This is a genomic window from Flammeovirga sp. OC4, from assembly GCF_000812565.1.
GTDB lineage: Bacteria > Bacteroidota > Bacteroidia > Cytophagales > Flammeovirgaceae > Flammeovirga.
Window position 1 is genome coordinate 13,600 of sequence record NZ_JTAM01000005.1, and the last position, 23,725, is coordinate 37,324.

Annotated in this window: 15 protein-coding genes; 7 read left to right on the forward strand and 8 right to left on the reverse strand. The window is 36.0% G+C overall.

The window, feature by feature from the left end:
* The first annotated feature begins 206 nt into the window (after nucleotides 1–206).
* The 6 genes from bioB to bioA all read left to right on the forward strand — a co-directional run bounded on the left by bioB (nucleotide 207) and on the right by bioA (nucleotide 5,835).
* A complete protein-coding gene (gene bioB, locus PL77_RS05385) occupies nucleotides 207–1,211 on the forward strand; it encodes a biotin synthase BioB (protein ID WP_044202944.1) in 1,005 nt (334 codons plus the stop codon).
* 83 nt (nucleotides 1,212–1,294) lie between these two features.
* Nucleotides 1,295–2,479, forward strand: a complete 1,185-nt coding sequence (locus PL77_RS05390) for a pyridoxal phosphate-dependent aminotransferase family protein (protein WP_044202569.1) — start codon at nucleotides 1,295–1,297, stop codon at nucleotides 2,477–2,479.
* A complete protein-coding gene (locus PL77_RS05395; RefSeq protein ID WP_052444195.1) occupies nucleotides 2,457–3,128 on the forward strand; it encodes a pimeloyl-ACP methyl esterase BioG family protein in 672 nt (223 codons plus the stop codon). Before PL77_RS05390 ends, PL77_RS05395 begins: the two co-directional genes overlap by 23 nt.
* Nucleotides 3,125–3,877: a malonyl-ACP O-methyltransferase BioC gene (bioC, locus tag PL77_RS05400; RefSeq protein WP_052444196.1), complete on the forward strand. Its 753-nt coding sequence runs from the start codon at nucleotides 3,125–3,127 to the stop codon at nucleotides 3,875–3,877. Before PL77_RS05395 ends, bioC begins: the two co-directional genes overlap by 4 nt.
* Before the next feature lie 4 nt (nucleotides 3,878–3,881).
* On the forward strand, nucleotides 3,882–4,523 hold the full coding sequence (bioD, locus tag PL77_RS05405; RefSeq protein ID WP_044202572.1) for a dethiobiotin synthase: 642 nt from the start codon (nucleotides 3,882–3,884) through the stop codon (nucleotides 4,521–4,523).
* Nucleotides 4,516–5,835: an adenosylmethionine--8-amino-7-oxononanoate transaminase gene (bioA, locus tag PL77_RS05410; protein ID WP_044202574.1), complete on the forward strand. Its 1,320-nt coding sequence runs from the start codon at nucleotides 4,516–4,518 to the stop codon at nucleotides 5,833–5,835. Before bioD ends, bioA begins: the two co-directional genes overlap by 8 nt.
* 255 nt (nucleotides 5,836–6,090) lie before the next feature.
* On the opposite strand, the gene PL77_RS05415 is transcribed toward bioA, so the two are convergent.
* From PL77_RS05415 to PL77_RS05450, 7 genes are all read right to left on the reverse strand, one after another.
* On the reverse strand, nucleotides 6,091–6,804 hold the full coding sequence (locus PL77_RS05415; RefSeq protein WP_044202575.1) for a hypothetical protein: 714 nt from the start codon (nucleotides 6,802–6,804) through the stop codon (nucleotides 6,091–6,093).
* A gap of 18 nt (nucleotides 6,805–6,822) precedes the next feature.
* Nucleotides 6,823–7,557 (reverse strand): hypothetical protein, encoded by a 735-nt coding sequence (locus PL77_RS05420; RefSeq protein ID WP_044202578.1) that lies wholly within the window; start codon nucleotides 7,555–7,557, stop codon nucleotides 6,823–6,825.
* Between the two features lie 136 nt (nucleotides 7,558–7,693).
* A complete protein-coding gene (locus tag PL77_RS05425) occupies nucleotides 7,694–7,975 on the reverse strand; it encodes a hypothetical protein (protein ID WP_044202580.1) in 282 nt (93 codons plus the stop codon).
* Nucleotides 7,976–8,144: 169 nt separating this feature from the next.
* Complete coding sequence (locus PL77_RS05430; RefSeq protein WP_044202583.1) at nucleotides 8,145–8,618, reverse strand: hypothetical protein; 474 nt, start codon at nucleotides 8,616–8,618, stop codon at nucleotides 8,145–8,147.
* Nucleotides 8,619–8,864: 246 nt separating this feature from the next.
* Entirely contained in the window at nucleotides 8,865–9,419 is a 555-nt protein-coding gene (locus tag PL77_RS05435; RefSeq protein ID WP_044202586.1) for a transposase, read from the reverse strand.
* Between the two features lie 694 nt (nucleotides 9,420–10,113).
* Complete coding sequence (gene ileS / locus PL77_RS05440) at nucleotides 10,114–13,485, reverse strand: isoleucine--tRNA ligase (protein WP_044202588.1); 3,372 nt, start codon at nucleotides 13,483–13,485, stop codon at nucleotides 10,114–10,116.
* Nucleotides 13,486–14,178: 693 nt separating this feature from the next.
* A complete protein-coding gene (locus PL77_RS05450) occupies nucleotides 14,179–16,293 on the reverse strand; it encodes a HAMP domain-containing sensor histidine kinase (RefSeq protein WP_044202591.1) in 2,115 nt (704 codons plus the stop codon).
* 112 nt (nucleotides 16,294–16,405) lie between these two features.
* Here PL77_RS05450 and PL77_RS05455 point away from each other — a divergent pair, with 112 nt between their 5' ends.
* Entirely contained in the window at nucleotides 16,406–17,086 is a 681-nt protein-coding gene (locus PL77_RS05455) for a response regulator transcription factor (RefSeq protein ID WP_044202592.1), read from the forward strand.
* A 51-nt stretch (nucleotides 17,087–17,137) separates the two neighbouring features.
* Here the strand turns inward: PL77_RS05455 and PL77_RS05460 are convergent, their stop codons facing one another.
* Complete coding sequence (locus tag PL77_RS05460) at nucleotides 17,138–23,668, reverse strand: S8 family serine peptidase (RefSeq protein WP_082026408.1); 6,531 nt, start codon at nucleotides 23,666–23,668, stop codon at nucleotides 17,138–17,140.
* Nucleotides 23,669–23,725 lie beyond the last annotated feature (57 nt).

Below are 23,725 nucleotides of genomic sequence, written 5' to 3' on the forward strand. Positions count from 1 at the left end.
ACCGGGTGTTTCGTGCACCATAGTTAAAACTATGGGCAAGTTATATAGCAACCTAATCAAGACTAAAGTCTTGAATGTTGAAAACGGTGGCAACACTTTAGTGTTGTCGGAGTCAATATCACAAGCCCATGACTTCAGTCATGGTGCACGATATTTTGCCCCTTTTTTCTTTCCCAGTACTTAGACTTCACAAAATTAAGTATGACATGCAAGCAAGTATTAGACATGATTGGACTAGACAAGAGGTAGCTGAAATTTATCACTTACCTTTAATGGAGTTAATGTACAAAGCTTCAACTATTCACAGAGAATATCAACAAACTGGTGAGGTACAGGTATGTACTTTACTTTCCGTAAAAACTGGTGGATGTAAAGAAGACTGTAGCTACTGCTCTCAATCTGCACGCTATAATACACATGTTGAGCCTCATAAATTAATGACCACTGAGTCGGTAGTCAACAAAGCGAAACAAGCCAAAGAAAATGGTTCTACTCGTTTTTGTATGGGTGCGGCTTGGAGAGAAGCGAGATCTAACAAAGACTTCGAAAGAGTATTGGACATGGTAGGTCAAATCAATGAAATGGGCCTTGAGGTTTGTGCTACTCTAGGAATGTTGGACGAAGAACAAGCGGAAGCATTAAAGCAAGCGGGTCTTTATGCCTACAACCACAACTTAGATACAAGTAGAGAATATTACGAACAAGTAATTACGACAAGAACATTTGATGACCGTTTAGAAACGATCAAAAACGTTCAAAAAGCAAAGATTTCAGTATGTTCAGGTGGTATCATCGGGTTAGGTGAAACGGACGAAGACAGAATCGGTATGTTGACAACTTTAGCATGTCTTCCTACTCACCCTGAATCAGTTCCTGTAAACGCATTGGTTCCTGTAGAAGGTACGCCAATGGAAGGCAACAAAATGGTTTCTACTTGGGAAATGATCCGTATGATTGCTACTGCAAGAATCATCATGCCTCAAGCAATGGTTCGTTTATCAGCTGGTAGAACTGAAATGAGCACTGAAGCACAAGCACTTTGCTTTATGGCTGGCGCTAACTCCATCTTCGCCGGTGATCAGTTACTTACTACTCCAAACCCTGAGGAAGATGTGGACATGATCATGTTCAAAACACTAGGTCTATCACCAAGAGCCTCTTTCAAAGAAGAAGCGAAAACTAAATTGGAGAAAGACGCTGTAATATATTAGAAGATAAGGTTGAGGTGAGAGTGAAGAGGTAAAATGACATCTGCCCTCTTCCTTCTTACCTCTTCCCTCTTACCTCACACAAGATGGAGCTATCACAACAATTATCGGCATTTAAAGAAACCCATCAGTACAGGTCTTTGAAAGAGATTGACCGTAAAGATGGAGGCCATGTGCAGTACCAAGGAAAAGACTTTATCAGTTTTACTTCCAATGATTATTTGGGTATTGCGTCTGACAAAGGACTTCAAGAAACGTTTTTAAAAGAAAACCAATCTGACTTTTTCAGCTTTGGAAGTGCATCTTCACGCCTTTTAGAAGGGCATTCAAGTATTTGTACCCAACTGGAAAATACGATTGCTTCTGCGTATGGAAAAGAAGCGTGTTTATGGATGAATAGTGGTTATCATGCCAATATTGGTTTGATGTCAAGTCTTCCTCAAAAAGGAGATTTGATACTATCGGACAAACTGAATCATGCGAGTATAGTTGACGGATTGAAGTTGGCGAAAACACAGTTTGAGCGATTCAGACATTTGGATTATGATCACTTAGAACGACTTCTACAAAAACATAGAGAGAATTTCAATAAGGTATTTATTGTCTCTGAAGCCCTTTTCAGCATGGACGGCGATTGTTGTGATGTAAAGAAATTGGTGGCGTTAAAGCAAAAGTACAACTGTCATTTGATCATCGATGAAGCGCACAGTGTGGGTGCTTTTGGTGAAAATGGACTAGGTTTATGTGAAGCAGAAGGCAGAGTAGAAGACATTGATGTGATTGTTGCCCCTTGTGGGAAAGCGTTGGGTGCAGTGGGTGCATTTGTGGTTTTATCAGCAGAATGGAAGGAGTATTTAATCAATACTTGCCGTTCTTTTATCTATACAACTGCCCTGCCTCCAATCAATACGGCTTGGTTATTATTTACTTGGAAAAAAATCCAAAATGCAGTTAGCCTAAGATCACAATTGGAGGACAATACCAATTACTTTATTCAAAAAGCAAAGGAGTCAGGAATTGATACTGTTTCAACCACCTACATTCAACCTATAATAATTGGAGACAATAAAGATTGTTTGGCTTTAGCCGAGGCTCTAAATCAAGAGGAAATTATTGTGAGTGCTATCCGTTATCCAACAGTTCCAAAAGGAACCGCGAGGTTGAGACTTTCTATCACTTCCAATCATACCAAAGAAGAGATAGACAAGGTATTGGACATGATTAATCACTACAAAAAATCAGAAACACATGCAGACACATTGGTTAAATAAAAAGGATTCTGATAGCGTCATTATCTTTTTTGCAGGTTGGGGACAAAGCAGGCATTATTTTGAACAAAACTTAACTTCTGAAAAGGATGTTTTGATGGTCTGTCAATATGAAAACCTTGACTTCAACAGTATCATTGAAGCCATTACTCATTATAAAGAAAAAACAGTAATTGGATGGTCTTTTGGAGTCCTTGTGGCGTCAAGATTTATGGAAGCTTATCCAGATTATCAATATTCTATTGCCATCAACGGTTCATTAAAACCGGTGGATGATACAGAAGGAATTCCAACCTCAATTTTTAATGGAACCCTTCAGCTTCTTTCTCAGAAATCTTGGGAGAAGTTTGCGTTTAGAATGATTGGTGATCGTTTGGTGTATACCTCATTTATTGAAAATAATGATAGAGAAATCAATTCATTAAAAGAGGAGCTCGCCTTCTTAGGAAACTGTCAACCTCCTACTAAAACCATCACTTTTGATCAAGTTTTAGTCAGTCAAAAAGATAGAATATTTCCTTCTGACAATTTGATGAATTCATGGATTGCCAAGGGAATCACTCCACAACTAATCGATACACATCACTTTCCATTCCATCATTATCACACATGGGAGAGCATTGGTCAACTCAATCAAACACTAAGCTTATGATTACTGTAGACAAACAAAAAGTGGCTTCTCGTTTTGGAAAAAATGTAGGCACTTATGATAAAGAGGCTTTTATTCAAAAAGAAATTACCAACGAGCTTTATAAGGAAATTGTAAAGCGTAAAACGCATTTTCATAAGGCATTTGAGATTGGGTGTGGCTCTGGTTTTTTAACCAAACAAATCGAAAAAAATATCAGTGGTGATTATATCGTTAATGATCTTGACCCGCTTTGTACACATCAACTTTTAAGAGAGTTTCCAAGATTACAATTCAAGGTAGGTGATATCGAAAATATTCCACTTCCTCAAAATTTGGACTTGGTCATCTCTACTTCTGTTTTGCAATGGATGGAAGATATTGATGCTCTTCTGAAAAGAATTTATAATGCACTTGAACCTGGAGGACACTTTGCTTTTTCCACTTTTGGACCTTTCAATTTTCTAGAAATTAAAGCATTGCTTAATCAAGGTTTGGAATACCTAACCATGGAGGAATGGAAATTTTTACTTCAGAAAAATGGATTCCAATTACTCGATGCTTGGGAGTGGAAAGAAGAATGTCTTTTTGATTCAGGAACAGCTGTATTGAAACACATGAAAAACACTGGAGTAAACGGCACAGCCAAAAATCAAAAAGTATGGAATGCAAGAATCTTACAACAGTTTAATACAGAGTACCAAGATCATTTTTCTAAAAATGACAAGGTCACACTCACTTATCACCCTTTGTTTTTCATCCTAAAAAAATAAAATCATGAACCTATTTATATCAGCCATCAGTACGGATAGCGGGAAGTCAGTAGTCTCAGCTATTTTTACTGAAGCATTACAAGCCTCTTACTGGAAACCTGTTCAAGCTGGATTTCCTACAGACACGGAAACGGTACACGAACTTCTTCCTACGAAGATTGAGAAAATACCAGAAGCCTACCTTTTAAAATACCCAATGTCTCCACATGCTTCGGCAAGAAGAGAGAATATCAAAGTGTCATTAGATAATATCACTTTGCCTGAACATTCCAAGGAGCACATGATCGTGGAAGGTGCAGGCGGATTGATGGTGCCTTTAAATGATGACGAAATGGTGATTGATATTGCTGAGAAGCACAACTTGCCTATTGTTTTGGTGTCGAACACTTATTTAGGAAGTATCAATCATTCTTTATTATCCATTCGTGAGATCCAAAGAAGAGGACTTAATTTGGTCGGAATCGTATTTAATGGGGAGAAAAATGAGGACACAGAAAGCGTGATTCTTAAACATGCGAATGTCCCTTGTTTATTAAGATTACCTCAATTAGAAGACCTTGAAGCGGAGACCATCAAAAAGTACGCTTTGATTGTCAAAGAAAACTTAATTGCCAACAATATCATTACCGTTTCAGAACATGCATAAGAGTTTAGTAGAAAGAGATCAGAGTTGTATTTGGCATCCATTTACCGCTCAAACCTTAGCTCCTCCACCCCTTCCAGTTAAAAGAGCAAAAGGCACTAAAATCATTTTGGAAGATGGTACTGAAATTATAGATGCGGTTTCTTCATGGTGGGTCAATATTCATGGTCATGGCAATGAAGAGCTGGCAGAAACCTTAAAGCAACAAGCTTTAGATTTAGATCATATCATCTTTGCGGGTTTTACACATGAACCTGCAGTGAAATTGGCGGAGCAACTTATCCCTCAATTAAGAGGTGATCTTTCTCGTGTATTCTTTTCGGATAATGGAAGTACTGCCAATGAGATTGCGATCAAGATGATCATTCAGTATTTCTACAATAAAGGAATACATACTCGTAAAAAAGTGATTGCTTTTGAAGGAGCCTACCATGGTGATACCTTCGGGGCGTTATCAATGGCAGACCGCTCACCATTCTCAAAGCCTTTTGAAGACTATCTATTTGATGTGGATTTCCTTCCTTTCCCTACAGAAGACAATTGGGAAGAAGTGAGAACACGTATGGAAACACTTTGTCAAACGGAAGAGTATTGTGCATTTATCTTTGAACCGCTAGTTCAAGGTGCCTCAGGAATGAGAATGTACAAAAGCGAGTGGTTGGATGAATTGATGGGTATTGCTCATGATTATGGTACATTATGTATCGCTGATGAAGTAATGACAGGCTTCTACAGAACGGGAGAACTCTTCGCAACGCATCATCTTAAAAATAACACACCTGATATCATCACCATGTCCAAAGCATTGACAGGGGGTATCATGCCATTGAGCCTTACAATCTGTACGAATGAGATTTATGATGCTTACTTGACTGATGATGTATTGAAGACGTTCTTCCATGGTCACTCCTTCACCGGAAATCCATTGGCTTGTGCAGTGGCATCAAAAAGTCTTGAAATGTTGTTGAGTGAGGAGAGACAAGCTCAGATTAAAAATATTGTTGCCTCACACGAGGCTTTCAAAGCAAAGATAGCATCTGCTCCTTTCTGTAAGTCAGTAAGACAAACGGGAACGATCCTAGCCATCGAATATGACAGTGAAAAAGAGACTTCTTACTTCAATTCGATCAAAGACGAATTATATAAATATTTCTTGTCGGAAAATGTACTCCTACGTCCTCTAGGTAATGTGGTATACATCAATACGACCTATACAATAACGCAAGTTGAATTAGAAAAAGTATACCATGTCATTGAAGAGGTTTTTACAAATGGTATAAGTAAAATTCAAAGTGCAGAAAAGAGTTTAACTTAAATTGTACTGTACACCCTGTTAAAGGTATGTTTTTTATAAATATTTATAGATAAAAGCATTTAAATTATATTATTTCTTGCTTAAGTGAAATAAAAATTGTTATTTAGTACACGAAAACAGCAATAAGAAATAGTTTTTGGGTTATTAAAGGAATTAAAAAGATCACCATTTTGTGGTGATCTTTTTTTATTTAATTCGATTATTTCAATTTTTGGCAACTGTCTTTTCTAGAGAAAGGTACTTTTATAGTTTTAATTAATCTCCTATCCACTTCAGTTGAAATTCACTTACATCACGATAAAAAAGTACAGGTATATGATCTGAACTGTATAATATAACTACCTCTTGTCTAGGATCACTTTTCCATACCTCAATACTATTTTTCATGTTATCTAATTTTTCAACAAAAAATGTAGATATAAAGCTAAAATCATCGCTACTACCATTCATTCTCTCTCCTGCTCCAAGAATAAGAAAGTTCTCTGTATAAGTTTCATCTACTATGATAAACCCTTTCTTTTTAGTTGCAATATGTTCAATCCGAATCATATGATCGTAATCGCCTTCACTTCCACTAAAATTCACTTTTAAAAAGAAAGGGTTGATATCTGCAATCACCTTATATTCATTAGACAGCGACTCCATCAACGTAAGAATTTCTTTAGGTAAATGATATATTAGGTTTGCATCAAAGCCTATCATCTCACCATTCACCTGTTGATTTATAACTTTTGTATCTAAATCTTTTATAACCTTTGAGAGACTATCATTTTCTTGTTGAAGTTTTACTAAATGATGCAATGCATTAAGTTGTGTCTCTTGATTTACTAACTTACTTTGAAGTGATGAATTTTGAGTAGTCAATGCTTCTATTTGAGATTGATACTGAGCAATTTTTTCTTCAGAATGACTACAAGAAAAAAATATGAAAAGTGATAATATATAGAAATTTTTCATTGTTCGTTTCATGATTTCAGTGGTAGAATATTAATCAGCTTGTCCGTAAAATTTAAAAGTTCCTTCTTCTAGATAAGCTATTGCAGAAGTGAAATTAGAAAAACTAACATAAATCACTTGAGGAGATTTTATCACTGGAGCAACCTCACCTTCCTTCATCAATACATTCTCACGATTTATAACTGAAAGAGCAATTGTTCCATACATATTATCTTGACCGAAATTATCTTCATTTCCTGCCCCCAAAATATAATACTTCTCAGTATCTCCGCCGATGAAAATCGCCAGACCTTGTTTTTCATTTTCATTATGTTCAATAAAAATAGCATAGTCTTCCACTGAATCCTCATTAAATTGACCTTTAACATAAAAAGGGTTTACTGCTGGAGAAATACGATAAGTATCAGAAAGAAGAAGCTTAAATGAATCTGTTAAATTCTCTGGTAACATACAGCAGTCCACAAATAGATTGAACATCCTTGGTTCCATCATACCTTTTGATGCATTTAAAGCGATTTCACTCTGAAGTTGCTTAGCTTGAGATTTTAATGCAGTATTAGCCTTTTGAAGTGCAGTAGAATCCCAACTAGATGTTACACCTTCCAGCGTACTAATTTTAATTGCTTGCTCTTTTACTTTATTTTCTAAAGCAGAGTGCGTAGTACCCAGTTCGGCAATCTTTTGCTGATAAGATTGAAGTTCTTGTTCATGATTTTCACATGAAAATATCAATAGCAAGAGTATAAAGTTTGTATACGTTTTCATAGTAGCTGATAGTCAAAAAATTCTTTTATTCTACTCCTCAAAAAGTTTGCCTTAAAGGAAAAAGTAGCTACTCTCCTTGTATAAAAAAAATCGCAAGTGCATTTCATTGAATGAACACTTGCGATATATTGTTATTTTATTTTGTGACTTGAATTAATAATTTGTTTAGCACTTCTTTCAATTCTCTAAACCTCTCTTCTTTTTTAATAGTATACGCCAAATCTAAAAATTCAATCAGATGATCTTTATGTGCATCCCTAATAAATGAAGCTTCAAACACTCCTAATGAAACATCTAACTTCATGATTAGATCTTCATAATACTTTAATTCTTTGAAAGCTTCTTTTCTATTTTCCTTGTTTTGATCTTCTATTAATGCGATTTCTAACGCATCTATTAAAGTTGTTTTTAGTTCCATATCGTTAATCGGTTTATTAAATGGGACATATAATTTACGACTAAAAAACTTTAATTGCAATATGAGTAGGGTTACTTCGAAGATGCAGGAATCAAAATATGGAGTTTGAGAGCTATTACTATAGCATAAGTGTTAAATCTAACAATTGTAATTATAACAAAGTTGATTATTAGATCTGTTCTTTCTTCAACTCTACAATCTCTTTTTTAATTCTCCTTATTATATCATTTACATCTGCTGAAGTCGAAGATAGATTTAATCTTCTTGGTAAACCATTTATAGGTTTTACTATTAAAAACCTGAAATTCCTATTTCTATAGAAGGATGCTCCGCCGGCAGCATTGGCTGTTGAAAAATCATACGCTAAGTCTTCAATATCTATCAAATCAACAACTTTTCTTTCATTATGAAAAATTGCCCCATCCCTCACTTCAAAAATATATTTCCTTGAGCTTTTATTTATCAATTTAATGGCGATAAATAGAGAGATGCCGTAAGAGACAAATCCTAATATTACACTTACAACAATATTATTTAAAAAATAAAAAACGCCAAAACCAATGGCTATAGGTATAACGAAAGAAAAACATAAGATTTGTAAAATGGAACTGTCGTTTGCTAATTGAATTTTTAAAGCACCCATGTTTTATGTTTGTTAATTGTCACAATAGTTTACTTACAACAAAGTACTAATTCAATTTTAAATTTGAAAAGGTAACACCCTAACTGGTTCAAGTCTTAAGCCAAAGGCGTTACTTGGACCTAGCAACTGTAAAAAGTCTGTAGACTTTTAGATCAATTTGTAATAACCATATCGCAAGTGTTAAGCGACAGCGGCACTTGTGATTGTACATTGGCGAAGTCTCCCGACTTCGAAACACACCAAATACTAAATCATTTCAACATCAAATATCACATACTTCTTCTCTTCATAATTTCGAGCACTAGAATAGAGGTAATCAGAAGCCTCCTCCACTACGAGACCGTTCCTTACAGGGTTTTGATGTATGTAATTAATTTTCTGATTTAAAATATCAGAACTATTGAGAATAATTGGATGATTATGTTGTTGCCAGAATTGATATTTTAAATTGTTTTTATTCCGTTGCCCAGTCCTTTCAAACATCCACAACATCCAATCCCTTCTACTTTCTGAAATATTCCCTTGAATTGATTTGATGATATTTTTAGAAGTAAACTTTTTCAAGTCTCTAACTATGGATTCTAGTTTCACTTTACCTTCTGATGAAATAACTAAATGTACATGATTACTCATCACTACATACGCATGGACAATCAATCCTTTTTCCTTCTTACAATACTCAAGGCTTTCAAATAAAATATCTCTGTATTCTTTTCTTGAAAATACATCAATCCAATGAACGACCGTCATCGTTACAAAATAGCATGCTGTCTGATCGAAAAATTTATAGTTTCTGCTCATGAATCGTTAGTTTTTGTTACTTTATCTTTTGTTTCAAAAGATAAATAAAAAAATCGCAAGTAAAATCTACTGTAAAATAATTTGGCAATTTATAATTTAACAGATTAGATTTGAGTTTTATATATTTAACAATTCAATTAATTATGAGCAAACATATTTTTAAGTATTTCACTTTAATTACAATCACTCTTGTCTTCTCAAGTTATTCAGCTAAAAAATATTATGTATGTGGTAAAAGTAGTGTTTATCACTCTTCGAGTAATTGTCCTGCATATAAGAGATGTAAAAGTAAGGTCACCACTTACACAAACCCACCCAAAGGCAAACGAATATGTCAGTTAAAATCAGGTTGTAATGGCAGCTAATTTATGAAAGAAACTACTACCCTAAATATCGCAAGTGTTAAGCGGCAGCGTCACTTGTGATAGTATTTTAGCGAAGTCTCTCGACTTCGAAACCTATCAAAAACAAATATTAAGTTTAACTCGATATCATATTTGTTTTGTAAATATTGAATTGAAATATGTGTTTCGAAGTCAGGAGACTTCGCCAATGGTTAGTCACAAGTGACGCCTATCGGCTTAACACTTGCGACATGGTATAATAAATTACTTGTATCATGATTTTTTGACAAGTACAAAAAAACGGGTAACATCTCTGCTACCCGTCTTCAATATCAATATGTAAGCTAAGATTACTTGCTTACTTTTAATTTTACTTCTACACCATCAAGGTCAAGTACTGTTGCGTCTGCAACGCTGTCTTCAACTGATAGAGAAACTGCTTGTGTTTCTTCGCAGATATAATCCTTGAATGATTCAAAAGCACCGTTTACCAATTCATCACCTTTTTCGGCAACGATATTGATTTTGTCTTGTACTTCTAAACCAGTGTCTTTACGGATGTTTTGCACACGGTTTACAATATCACGAGCGATACCTTCTTTCTTCAACTCTTCTGTTAAAGTGATATCTAATGCTACTGTAATGCCTTGGTCTTTTGCCATTGACCAACCCGGGATATCATCCGAAGTGATCAATACATCCTCGATTCCAAGAACTACTTCGTTTCCGTCAACATCAAATGTGTAAGAACCTGTTGATTCAATTGCTTTGATGTCATCTTGAGACATTTGGTTTACTGTTTTGGCGATGCCTTTCATCAATTTACCGTACTTTCTACCCAATGTAGCAAAGTTTGGTTTGATGTGCTTCACAAACATACCTTCGTTCTCTTCTGTCAAGAACTCGATCTCTTTGATGTTCACCTCATGAGCAATTACTCCTTCTACAGCTTTGATTTGAGCAGTTACCTTAGCATTTACATCTGGAATCAAGATACGTTGCAATGGCTGACGTACTTTCAACTTCTCTTTCTTACGAATAGAGTGTGTTAATGATGAAATTACTTGCGCCAAGTGCATTTTTTCTTCCAAGTCGATGTTGATTAACTCTTCATTTACTTTAGGGAAGAAGGCTAAGTGAACTGACTCTGCTTGATCTTTACCTGTTGCTGCATTCAAGTCTTGGAATAAACGATCCGAGAAGAATGGAGCGATTGGCGACATCAATACTGAGATCGTCTCCAAACATGTATAAAGTGTTTGATAAGCGGCGATCTTGTCAGAAGCATACTCACCTTTCCAGAAACGCTTACGGTTCAATCTTACATACCAGTTCGACATGTCTTCGATTGTAAACGTTTGGATGGCTCTTGCTGCTTTCGTTGGTTCGTAATCATTTAAAGCGGCATCCACTTCTTTGATCAACGTGTTCAAACGTGATAAGATCCAACGGTCTGACTCGTGACGCTCTTCCATAGGAACTTCAGCTTCTGAATACGTGAAGTTGTCCAGGTTAGCATATAATGAGAAGAAAGAATACGTGTTGTATAACGTTCCGAAGAACTTACGTTTTGTCTCTTTTACACCTTCTAAGTCAAACTTCAAGTTATCCCATGGGTTTGCATTAGAGATCATGTACCAACGTGTAGCATCCGCACCGTGCTCGTCCATTGTTTCGAATGGGTTGATCACGTTACCTAAACGCTTCGACATTTTAGTACCTGTCTTATCTAATACAAGACCATTTGAAATGACGTTTTTGAACGCTACGCTGTCTTGTGTCATACCTGCAATGGCATGCAATGTAAAGAACCAACCACGTGTTTGATCCACACCTTCAGCAATAAAGTCTGCAGGGAAAGATCCGTCAAATACTTCTTTGTTTTCAAATGGATAGTGCCATTGTGCATAAGGCATCGCCCCTGAATCAAACCATACGTCGATAAGGTCTAACTCACGAGTCATCGGCTTACCGCTTTCTGACACTAAGATAATATCATCTACATACGGACGGTGTAAGTCAAATTCCTCTGTCAATTCACCGCTGTCAGTGATGTACTTCGGATCTCTTGGCATTACGCCTGCCGCTACTGATTTCTTTACTTGCTCTCCTAATTCTGCTACTGAACCGATACAAATTTCTTCGTTACCGTCTTCAGTTCTCCATATAGGAAGAGGTGTACCCCAATAACGTGAACGAGACAAGTTCCAGTCTACTAGGTTTTCTAACCAGTTTCCGAAACGTCCTTCACCTGTTGCTTTTGGTTTCCAGTTGATTGTTTTGTTTAATTCTACCAAACGATCTTTTACTGTAGTAGTACGGATAAACCATGAATCCAATGGATAGTATAATACTGGCTTATCAGTTCTCCAACAGTGAGGGTAACTATGGACATATTTAGCTACTAAAAACGCTCTGTTTTCCGTCTTTAATTTAATCGCTAAACGAACGTCCATTGATTTGTAATCCTTCGCACCAGATACTTCATCTTCTTCGTATTCTGCTTTCACGAATTGCTCACCGAACTCTCCCATTTCTTTTACATAGCGACCTGTTTTGTCAACTAATGGAAGTGGATTGCCTTTTTCGTCAAATACTACGATTGGAGAAATACCTGCTTGATTAGCTACTCTCTGGTCATCTGCACCAAAAGTTGGAGCGATGTGAACGATACCAGTACCGTCTTCAGTAGTTACATAATCGCCAGGGATTACTTCAAATGCTTTTCCTTCAGGTTTTACAAACTGTAATAATTGCTCGTATTTTACACCCACAAGTTCAGCACCTTTATATTCACCTACTACTTGAGCAGGAACTAATTTTGCACCTTTTTCATACGCATCGAAGTCCGCATCCAATTGCTTCTTCGTTACATAAGCATTCAAACGATCTTTGGCTAAGATCACTGTGATTGGCTCATGTGTATACGCATTGTAAGTCTTTACTTTTACATAATCGATCTTCTCTCCTACAGCTAGCGCAGCATTTGAAGAAAGTGTCCAAGGGGTTGTTGTCCAAGCTAGGATATACACATCACCGTGAGCATTTTCATATAAAGCAGCAGACTTGTCGTCTTTTTCTACTTTAAATTGTGCTGTGATTGTAGTATCCGTTACATCTCTATAACAACCTGGTTGGTTTAATTCGTGAGAAGAAAGACCAGTACCTGCTGCTGGAGAGTAAGGCTGGATTGTATAGCCTTTGTAAAGAAGGTCTTTATTGTATAATTCTTTCAACAAGTACCATAGAGATTCCATGTACTTCTTGTCAAATGTGATATACGGATCATCAAGATTCACCCAATACCCCATTTGCTTTGTCAATTCATCCCATTGTGATTTGAATTCCATTACAGTTTGCTTACAAGCTGCATTGTAATCATCAACAGAAATCTTAGTACCAATATCCTCTTTTGTAATGCCTAACTCTTTTTCAACTTTCAACTCTACCGGTAAACCGTGAGTATCCCATCCAGCTTTACGCTTTACTTGAAATCCTTTTAATGTTTTGTATCTATTGAAAAGATCTTTTACAGCACGGCCCATTACGTGGTGAATACCAGGTGCACCGTTTGCTGAAGGAGGTCCTTCATAGAAAACATGTGATGGATTGCCATCTCTTGTAGAGACAGACTTATCGAAGATATTTTGCTCTTCCCAATATTGACGAATTTCTTTATTCGCCGCAACTAGATCAAGCCCTTTGTATTCCTTAAATCCCATTGATTATAGAATGAAATTGTCTAATTTTTTTTGCTTTGCCTGTACACAAGGGTACAGATCACGCAAATATCGTAATTTGTTTTTAAATCAGAAACTAACTTTTGATGATCTTCGATATTATTTACAAGAAGGGATTAATATTCAAAGAAATAGTGATTTTTATAGAATCTATTTCTTTTAAAAGTGAGTGGTGTAAACCTTCAGGGTACCACTTTCAAGCTTCCTTCTTCTTCATTTTTGTCTTGAAGCAAAAAATTCAAGGCTTTGAAGTCAAAGGGAGTTGGCATATTGCAAACTAAGTTTTCGTTATATATTCTATTTAGAAATCAGGAGATTTCTGGTGATTTGTAGGACACGAATGAAGCTTTCGCTTAACATTCGCGCCAGTGGGCTTTCTACCATTTTTAGTTTGGTAGTGATCCCCCGGCCTTGAAGGGAAAAGCGTTAAGAATTTCATGGAGTGAGCCGTTAAAAATGATTTTCTTGTTTGAGCTTTAGCGAGTTTAAAATCATTTAGGTGAAAGGAATGGAATTTAGCTTTTTGACTTCTAAGCCTAGATTTTTTGCTTCGTTTTTCATCAATGGAAAAATGAAGAAGAAAGAAGCTTGGAAGTAGAACATAAAAAGCTTGCAGAAATGTCGATTAACGAGATAATGAAAGCTTAGTTTACAATACAACCAACTTCTCATCTGTTATTTCAAACAAGGAATTTCTAAAGAGAATGTAGACCCTTGTTCTAATTCAGATTTTAATGAAATTTCTCCTTTCAATAATTTCACAAATCTGGCAGTCATTGGCAATCCAAAACCTAAACCTTCTCTATCTGGGCTTGGGGCAACAAAACTTTCAGGCATCCTAAATATTGAATCCATTTTTTCTTCTGTGATACCTGGGCCATGGTCTGCTATTGAAAGGGTAAAACTGCTTTCAGTTCTTTGAGATAAAATCTTTATTTCACCTCCTTCTGGAGAATATTTCATAGCATTGGACAAGAGGTTTCTCACACTAAAACTTAGCAATTGATAATCGGTATCTAATATTGTATTTGAAGGTAAATCGATATCAAAGGCAATCTTTTTACGATCGATGACCTGCTGGTATAAGCTTAAGTTGGCTTCCAGAATCTCTTTAAAATCTACTTTTTCTATATTTAACTCTATCTTTTCGTCTTGCAACATGGCCCAATTCAGAAGGTCATTGATTAATCGAATGACGTTATCAATTAGAATTTCAGAGTTGACTAATTCTTCATACACGGTAGATTCCTTATCTACCTTGCCAATCAAGCCAAAAACTTGATTTCTTACACTAATTAAAGGGCCTTTTGCATCATGCCCTATCACTGAAAACATTCTGTCTTTAATTTGATTGGCATTGAGTAATTCTTTTTGAGATTGAGACAACACACTATTAATCATCATCAATTCTTCGTTGTGATCTCTTGCTACCTTTGCTTTTTCTCTTTCAAGTTTTGCATTTTTTCTAGTTTGAATAAACCATAATACTAAAAGCACACCGCCCAACAGCACCACAATTAAAAGAACAATCAGGAGGCTGGTTTTCTCTTTTTCTTGTTCTAAAATAAGGTCTTTAATGTATTTATCTTGTCGTAAATCAATGATCTGTAATTCTTTAAAATAAGTATCAAAATAAGCATTGGAATAGGAAATCGCCTCCATTTCTTTCTGTTCTGTACTTTTGGATTGGGCAATTTTTGAGTCCCTCAATAACTCGTTAGATAACTTGAAATCTTTTCTTTTTACGGCCACTTCTGATAAACCTACTAATGCTTCTTCTAAGTTTTTAAAATCTTGGAAACGTTTGGAATACCAAATAGCTGAATCGTAATACATTTTGCTTTCAGCCAATTGATGATCTAAAAGAGAGATATCACCAAGTTCATTGAAAATAAATGCTTTATCAGAATCATAATTGTTTCCCATATTTCCCAAAGCTTGGAGATAATAAGATTTACTGACGGCATATTTCCCTTGGTTAAAATTAAATTTACCAAGGTTTTTAAGCACTAAATAATGGTTTTTGGTACTTTTTGACGAGAAAGATAATGCTAGTAAAAATAGGGAATCGGCAGTAGAGTATTCTTTCAGAAGCATTTGACTTTCTCCCATATAACTATAGATTTTTGACGCTCTCAGTGAATCTTTTGATGCAATCGTATAGGGAAGTGCTTTATCAAAATAAACCAAAGAACGGTCATATTTCTCAATTGCAACGGCCAATCTTCCAATCTGATAATTCACTTCTGCGATACAACTGCTGTCGTTTAAGTTTTGAGCTAATACCAATGCTTTTTGAAGGTTATCATTGGCATTTAAATAACTGTAATTATTATAATAATAGGCTGATAGTTTGATTAATACATTATAATTTTTTCGCCAGAAAACCTCCTCATCATTGCTATTGATAAACTGATCAAAAGTGAGGTTATTACTGTGCAATATCAAGTGATTTTGACTTATGGAAAGTAAAAGCTGTTCTGCGGTTTCTCTTGGAATTTCGTTGATGTATTCCACCCCAACATAGAGGCTATCCAATGATCTCTGATAGTTTTCTTTAAAAGTATAATACCTTGAAAGGTTAACGTAAGCACGTACAATTTCATGCGTGGATGACTTATTAGTCGCCATTATTAAAGCCTTCTCTGCCATTTTATAACTTTCTAAAGGAGAATCATAAAAAAGATCTTCTGCAGAATCATTGTAAAACTTAGGTGTTTCTTCAGCGTAAGCGTTAGTAATCAATAATACTATTAGAGATGAAAGAATATATGGTAGTTTGTTAATCATGAGATAGAATAAAAAAGAAGATTTAAATTAGCTGGAAATGTATATTGTAATATTTGATTATTTCAAAATTTTCAACTAAATAACATTATAAACTTAACAATTTGCAATTATAATGTGTAATACCAATTCAATTTTACTTGTTGACGACCACCCTATTGTACGCTCAGCTCTTATTCCAATTATTGACGTTATTCCTAATACTCAAATCATTGGTCAAGCAGAAGACGGTGAAGACGGATATCAAAAAGCTGTATCATTATCACCTCAATTAATTATAGCCGACATCGAAATGCCTAAAATGAATGGTGTTGAGATGGTTAAGAAAATAAAATCTATAGCACCTAGTACAAAAGTTATTTTTATCACAAGTCATAGTGACCTGTTTACTTTTGAAGAAGCATTAAGCCTTGATGTGGACGGTTATATCTTCAAGGAAAATGCGATGAAAGAAATAAGGAGCTGTATAGACGCTGTATTACAGAATGAAAAGTTCACTTGTGAGAAATTTAAACAATTCATTCAGATCAATCAAAAAAAAATTGATAGAATACGAAAAAATAAGCTTTTAGTCACCCAATTAACCAAAACAGAGCTAGAAGTACTGGGACTTATTTCAAAAGGCAAGTCATCTCCTCAGATTGCTGATCAGCTTTTCAAAAGCATCAAGACCATTGAGAATCATAGATATAATATCTGCAAAAAACTGGAAGTAACTGGTAACAATCAATTACTCACTTTCGCAGTAAAGCAACGAAAAATACTAGCAGAATTTATGGAAACTGATAAAATATAAAAAAGTGGGCTACAAAATTGTAGCCCACTTTAAATCACGCTCTATTCAAATCTATTTGATGATTAGTTTTGTCAACCATAACTCTGATGTCTGTCCTTCAAATCGGACAATATACATCCCGGATAATAGATGACTTAAATTCAATTGATTTTGACTTACCCCTAATTCCTGAGCAAATACTTTTTTACCATTCATGTCCATGATAAAAATAGTCCCTGCCTCATGATGCTTGATTTTCACCTCTCCTTCTGTAGGATTAGGGAATACATTAATCACATCTTTAGAGAAAGTAATGATAGATGTTGGATCAGTGTTTTCTTTTACTTTTACAGTATAAGTTTCCTTTGTTAATTTATCTTCTGAGAAAACTTCAAACTCTAAACCTTCTTCCAATACTAAACTATCTACGCCAGATGTCTGAATCCATTGGTTTTGAGTCATCACCGCTCCTGTAGATAATTTGAAACTGATGACTAACTTCCCTTCAATGTCAAACAGCGACTCATCCAGTAAAATCTCTTGATCAGTGATTTCAGCTTCAATATCTTCTGCAAGGTGATCATTTAAACCTGCTAGGAGAGTGAAAGATTGAAGTTCCGCTTGATCGTTTTGCTGTCTCGCGGTAGTGACTGTATAGTACTTTGTTTTACTTAAATCTTCTGAAACTACCTTCAGCATAAAATCATCAGAGTGATTCACTTTCGTCTCGTCTGTTATCAAAGTATCTGACCCCATTAAGATGATAGACTTATTTGCTTTTTCGATGGACACCAATGCATTTGTCAGATTGTCTTCTTTATGCGCATCGATTGAAATTCCATCAGTGGTTACAACACCTTCAATGTCAGCTACAAGATCATTATTCAACAAGCTTGAGATCGCATAAGATGTAATTTCTGCTTCATCATTCAATGGAGGCAAGCATTCTATAGACCATAATGACGCATTAGATTGATCAAATGATCGTACTTCTACCACAATTGGAGCTGTGAGGTCAAATACCGAAGTGTAATCTACTTGTTTGCCTTTATAATATAACTGAGCACCTGGAGAAATGGAGAATTGTAATGTCAACTCCGCAATATCCATTTGCTTTGCTGGAATCAATTTGATTTCTCTGTTTTCCTCATCAATTGTCCCGAAAGTCGATAATCCTTGAATTTTTACACTATTAATACTGTGTAACGATTCTGCAGTTTTTTTGTCATAGAACATAGAAAAACCAATCGCTTTGCTCAAACCTTCGTTGATCACGCCTTCTTTAAGAGAGCCAGACCAAGGATCTACTTCCCATATTTGATAGAAGTCTGTCGTGAGCTGATTATCTCTTGATGCCAAATACATTTTACCAATATTATGATCAAAGAAAAGGTGTGGATGTGGAGAAGTTCCGGTAAAAATTGGTAATGAACTGATTTTTGTTGTTGTCCAATCTTCATCGTTGATGATGTAAATATTACCAAGTTGATCCATTCCATACAGCACTCCTGAGATATCACAAGTAATGGTTTTGATGGATGTATTCGTTAAAGTGCCTTCCAAAGTAGATGCTCCCGTTGCTCTATCGATACTGTAAATCTCAGGTGTATAATACGCCATACCGTAAAGTTTGTCTTTCGGCTCGCTGTAGCACATATCTCTCAACTCAATATCAGAGAAGCCAATATTGCTGATTTCACCCGTAAATGGATCAATTGTAGAAAGCATTCCACCCGTTGAACTGTTGTACCATTTGTTCTTGGCAATTGTACCCGCATAAACATAAAATCCATTCACCTGCTTGATATTTCTTGGCTGTTTGATGTTCTGCATATGGAAACTGATCGGTCCCGGATAAACACCTTCTGCACCTAAAATATTATAAGCAAAAACAGTATTCAATGGTTGCACATTAATTGTCTTCTGAAGAATATTGTTGCCAATCACTTCATCTGTAGAAGATATTAACTCAATTTTAATTTCAGTAATTGTTTCTACTAAATCAATGCTAGAAAATAAAACCTCCTTCATTGATTTACCTTCATGATCACTCACTTCAACCACCTCTTTTTCAACACCATCTACGATCAATTTCAATTGGTATGATTCCGCGTTAGGTGTTTTATTTTCAATCATGACAGGAATCGCGTAAGCATCCGGTGTGATGTATTTTTCAAGCTCAATGCTTTTTACAGCTAAATCATGCTTTGGTGCTTGCCCTTCTAAAATAATGGAATAATCTTCCACTTCTCCTGTAAAAACAATTCCTTCAGGATTCATTTCACCAAATGATAAAACACGAATTCTCAATCTCTTTTTGCCTGGATCAACATCATAAGGAGGATCAATAACGCCTTTCATTTGCTGAGGATTGATGGGTTCGAACTCAAAACCTTCTTCCTCTTCAAATTTTCCGTTGAAATTCCAGTCGATCCAATATTTACCTGCACCAGAACCATCATTTTTCGTTACAATCAATTCCGCAGTTTCACCATATTTGATTGTTAATTCCTGCCCTGAATAATCTTCATACATATTATCGCCAGAGGTTTGATTGATATCACCCATCATTACATTCGTGATGTACACTCCACCAAATCCTAGTGCTGGTTCATAATCTGATTTAAACCTTACCACTGAAGTGTCATTTCTTCCCACTCCATCATTTTCCAAAATAGTATAAGCCTTCACTTCATATTGAATTCCAAAAGTGTTGAATACATCCGGCTCATCAAATTCAATATCTACAGACCTCCCCGATTCCAGAAGACGGTTTACATTTTGAATTCTTGGAGTACCGTCATTAATGGTATAAGCCACTTTGAAAGATGAAATGTCTTCTTTACCAAAATTAGATACTGTTACATATACTCTTTCTGCACCTGTTAAGCCTACATGAGTAACAGGGTGCTGAATTGCAGTAACACCAGCATCGAAATCAACACTGTGATCTACTTGAGATACCGTAGCCACCCAACCTTCTTCGTTGACTGCTTCATCAGAATAAAATAGGAAACTTAATCCACCGCCTAATACTGTTGAAGTAAATGTAGTTTGATTATTATCGTCTAAAGCACCGTTCAAGACTGCAATTGGTTCACCTCTAGCATTTGTTCCATCAAATACATACAAGTAATCATACCCTTCCTCCAATTGGAAAGAAGTAAATTCAACTTTTACTTTTTTAGTTGGATCAGCTGGAACAAAGTTGTGGATACTTCTTGTGTTATCAGGGTAATTAAATACTCTTGTACCGCCATCCGTGAAAACAACATCATCACTTACAGTCGTTGTTTGTGTGTAATCATGAGCGGCCATTGGAACGATGTTACCGAAATTATAGAATCCACTTCCTTGAAGCGTATTGTTTTCAGGTTTGGAGTCGTTAGCATGCTCTGCATTACCTTTTACATAATATAAAGCGTCTTCTTCAGAGAAGTCTCCTAAGGCAACAAACGTGTAGTTTTTAGTGTTGAAAGTTGGTAATTCAGTACTGAATGTTTCTTTTTCTTCTTGATTCAATACGCCATTTTTGTAGACTTCATAAGAGAAATCAAAAGTCTCTAGATTTTTTGATCCAATATTGGCAATCATAAATTTCACCTCTGCTTCCTCTAAACGTAATGAATGATTAGGATGATCGATTTCCAATAAAGCTACGTCGTATTCTGCTTTTTCAGAAAGGTGAATATTATCAATACCTACCTGATCTCCTTCAATAGCCCAAGAGATAACACCTGATGGGTAACGGCAAAGTGCTTTCAATTCGATCTGAATAGGTTCGCCAAGAAAATCCGTTAAGTCAAAGTACATTTTTTCTCTTTTCAGAAGGGCTGTTTCACTGCCCAAGAAATAACTTTGGCCTTTGATATCTGAAACAGGCTGACCGTTGACATACACTCTGAAAATACTTTGGTTTCTAGAAACAGAGTAAGCCATTTTGGCATCTAAAGTGAATAATAATGAGTTAATCCCATCAGGAATTTCGGTTTTTAGCGTCGCTGTTGAAATAAATGTCGGGTTGGCGTTCCAAACCTCTTGCGTAGAACCATCACCGTAAAAAGTGGCACCTGTAAGTCCTCCTTCAAATTTCAAGTAATGAGAGTTCACTTCAGTATCGTAGTTGATCGTTGCGTTACCCGCTTTTGATTTTTCAATGGTTAAATAATTGGAAGCTCCATCATCAAAGCCTTCATCAAAAGGGAAATTACTAATTGCTCCTTTTACACTCAAATCAACCGCTTTCGATCGTACCCCTACTATATTCTTCTCTTTATTGACCGCTCTCACGGCATACCAATACTGCCCTGCTTCAGGTGAAAATTGTGTGGTGGTTACTTCATCAATCACTTTCATTTCTCCCTCTTCCATTCTCATTACTTCATAAGAGGTTGCCCCAACAACACCTGTCCAACTCATCACATCCGATGAACTGCTTACAATTTCAGGACGACCAATAACACTAAACCCAGTGGTGCTTTCATCAAAATATTTACCATTGATCACTCTTACTTTCAAATTACCTTTTGCTTCTGAAGAAGTAGCGTAAGTGTAATTTCTAGCACTAGGAGCCAATTCAGCAACAGTTTGATAATTCATTCCGCTGTCTTCTGAGATTTGAACAACAAACGCGTCAGTATTATTTTGTGGAGCTGACCAATAGATCATCATTTCCTTCTCCGCTACGTAAGATTCACCTCCAACTGGTGATAATAAAGTCACTCCTTTTTCTACAAAATCCCATGTGATGCTAAAGTTTTGAGGACCTTGAGGTACTGTATTACCATTCACCACAAATTCATAGTAACCTGATTCAGGAAGGTCAATCACCACTTGCTCAATATTGTTTAAATGATCCTCACTATTTGTTGCTAATTGTGATGGATTTTGAGCATCCAAAACCAAAGGAAGAGTTGTTGTTCCGTTATGTACTACCGTTAAATCTAAATCATTAATCAAAGCATTGGGTGTGAAGGGAATGCTTGGGTAATCACTCCATGAAAGCATTACTTTTAACTGACCTGTCCCTTCTGGCACCCAGATTTTGAACGTCTCTTGATCACCTGTCTCTACATTACCTGATGCAAAATGATTATTCTTAATCACTTTCGCCGCTCTTAAAGCATTCATTTCACCATAGCCATAAGCGAAGTCCGGTCCTGCTTCACCTAAATCTGTAGCTGTATTACAAAGCACCCCTTTGATCAAATCAGCTCTAGGCAACTCACTATTTTCCTTTTTGTATAATTCATAAAGTTGAATGGCCACACCTGACACCAATGGAGTCGCTTGAGATGTACCATCCATCAACTCATAATCATTAAAAAATGAGCATGAATAAACATCTACACCTTTTGCCGCAATGTGCGGACCATGTCGGCCATCATCTACAGGACCCCAGCTTGAGAAACTACTCATTGCTCCTGTTTGCGTTAGTGCTCCAACTGTCAGGATATTTTTTGCTGTTTTAGAACTTGTTCCATATTGGAAATTACCTCTTGAATTACCAGAAGAAAAAACATGTAATACATGCGGTTGTTCCCAAGTCACCTGATCCAATTCTGCATCACTGTTGATATAAGGCCATAAAAAACCACCGGGGTGAGGAATACCGTATGAGTTTTGAGTAATAGAAACTTCATTTTCTAAAGCGGCACCCATCATTTCTTCACCAGTTGTCAAGCCATTTCTACCCACATTGAAATTCCAAGATTCAATCTTTACGTTATGAGCAATACCAACACCAATAGGGTCTACCAAACCACGGCCGGCCATAATCCCTGCCACGTGATTACCATGAGCAAAAAGGTGGTCTTCTAATTCGTGTGAAGTTACTCTGCCATTGAAATCAAGGTGAGGTTCAACATCTTGATCCCAAATACCAACAGTAATACCTTCTCCTGTCAGCATCTGATCAGCTCCTAAATAGCCCATCAAGGCATCTTGACCAACCATTTTCTGCCCTACAATATCGTCTTTCTCCACTTTTGGAGGGATTGGTCCTGCATACTTCAACCAAGAAAAAGCATTGATTTCCTTTAGTTGATCAATATGCACTTGACATCTTACTTTATTGAAATAAGGTGAAAAAGTGATAGCCTCAGCACCTAATGTTTCTAAGTCTGATTGTACTTTTTGAGTATTCACCCCAGAAAAGAAAAGTAAATCCAATACAATTGAGTGCTTGCCCGACATTGCATATTTTGGCAATTCTGACTTCATCAACAATGGATCTAACTTCTGTACATCTACAAGGTTTACTATAGATCGAATAGTACTAATATCAATACTGCTGTTCAATGAATTGATCTCCGTTAAATAGGCATTATTTCCTAAATAATCGTTGAGCAAAACACCATTGTTCATCAAATTGGAACGTTTCTCTTTGTTCGGAATTTGATAAAACTGAAGTATAACGTATGCGGATTGATCAGAAGTTTGAGATGTTCTTTTATTCGAAAAATAAGCATTGGCATTTTCAGGCAATTCCACTGCAACGCCATTATAAGTTACTTCTTCTAAACTATTTTTTGTTTGGGCACCAACGTAGGTGTTCATCCCCAGTACACAAAATAGTAAAAGGAAAATAAAGTTCTTTTTCATTATAAAATTTATAGATAGGAAGGTAATGACTGCCAACTTGTTTGGAAGTTGACAGCC

Coding starts and splice junctions, on each gene's coding strand:
- bioB (WP_044202944.1), top strand. CDS start 207: ATGCAAGCAAGTATTAGACATGATTGGACTAGACAAGAGGTAGCTGAA.
- PL77_RS05390 (WP_044202569.1), top strand. CDS start 1,295: ATGGAGCTATCACAACAATTATCGGCATTTAAAGAAACCCATCAGTAC.
- PL77_RS05395 (WP_052444195.1), top strand. CDS start 2,457: ATGCAGACACATTGGTTAAATAAAAAGGATTCTGATAGCGTCATTATC.
- bioC (WP_052444196.1), top strand. CDS start 3,125: ATGATTACTGTAGACAAACAAAAAGTGGCTTCTCGTTTTGGAAAAAAT.
- bioD (WP_044202572.1), top strand. CDS start 3,882: ATGAACCTATTTATATCAGCCATCAGTACGGATAGCGGGAAGTCAGTA.
- bioA (WP_044202574.1), top strand. CDS start 4,516: ATGCATAAGAGTTTAGTAGAAAGAGATCAGAGTTGTATTTGGCATCCA.
- PL77_RS05415 (WP_044202575.1), bottom strand. CDS start 6,804: ATGAAACGAACAATGAAAAATTTCTATATATTATCACTTTTCATATTT.
- PL77_RS05420 (WP_044202578.1), bottom strand. CDS start 7,557: ATGAAAACGTATACAAACTTTATACTCTTGCTATTGATATTTTCATGT.
- PL77_RS05425 (WP_044202580.1), bottom strand. CDS start 7,975: ATGGAACTAAAAACAACTTTAATAGATGCGTTAGAAATCGCATTAATA.
- PL77_RS05430 (WP_044202583.1), bottom strand. CDS start 8,618: ATGGGTGCTTTAAAAATTCAATTAGCAAACGACAGTTCCATTTTACAA.
- PL77_RS05435 (WP_044202586.1), bottom strand. CDS start 9,419: ATGAGCAGAAACTATAAATTTTTCGATCAGACAGCATGCTATTTTGTA.
- ileS (WP_044202588.1), bottom strand. CDS start 13,485: ATGGGATTTAAGGAATACAAAGGGCTTGATCTAGTTGCGGCGAATAAA.
- PL77_RS05450 (WP_044202591.1), bottom strand. CDS start 16,293: ATGATTAACAAACTACCATATATTCTTTCATCTCTAATAGTATTATTG.
- PL77_RS05455 (WP_044202592.1), top strand. CDS start 16,406: ATGTGTAATACCAATTCAATTTTACTTGTTGACGACCACCCTATTGTA.
- PL77_RS05460 (WP_082026408.1), bottom strand. CDS start 23,668: ATGAAAAAGAACTTTATTTTCCTTTTACTATTTTGTGTACTGGGGATG.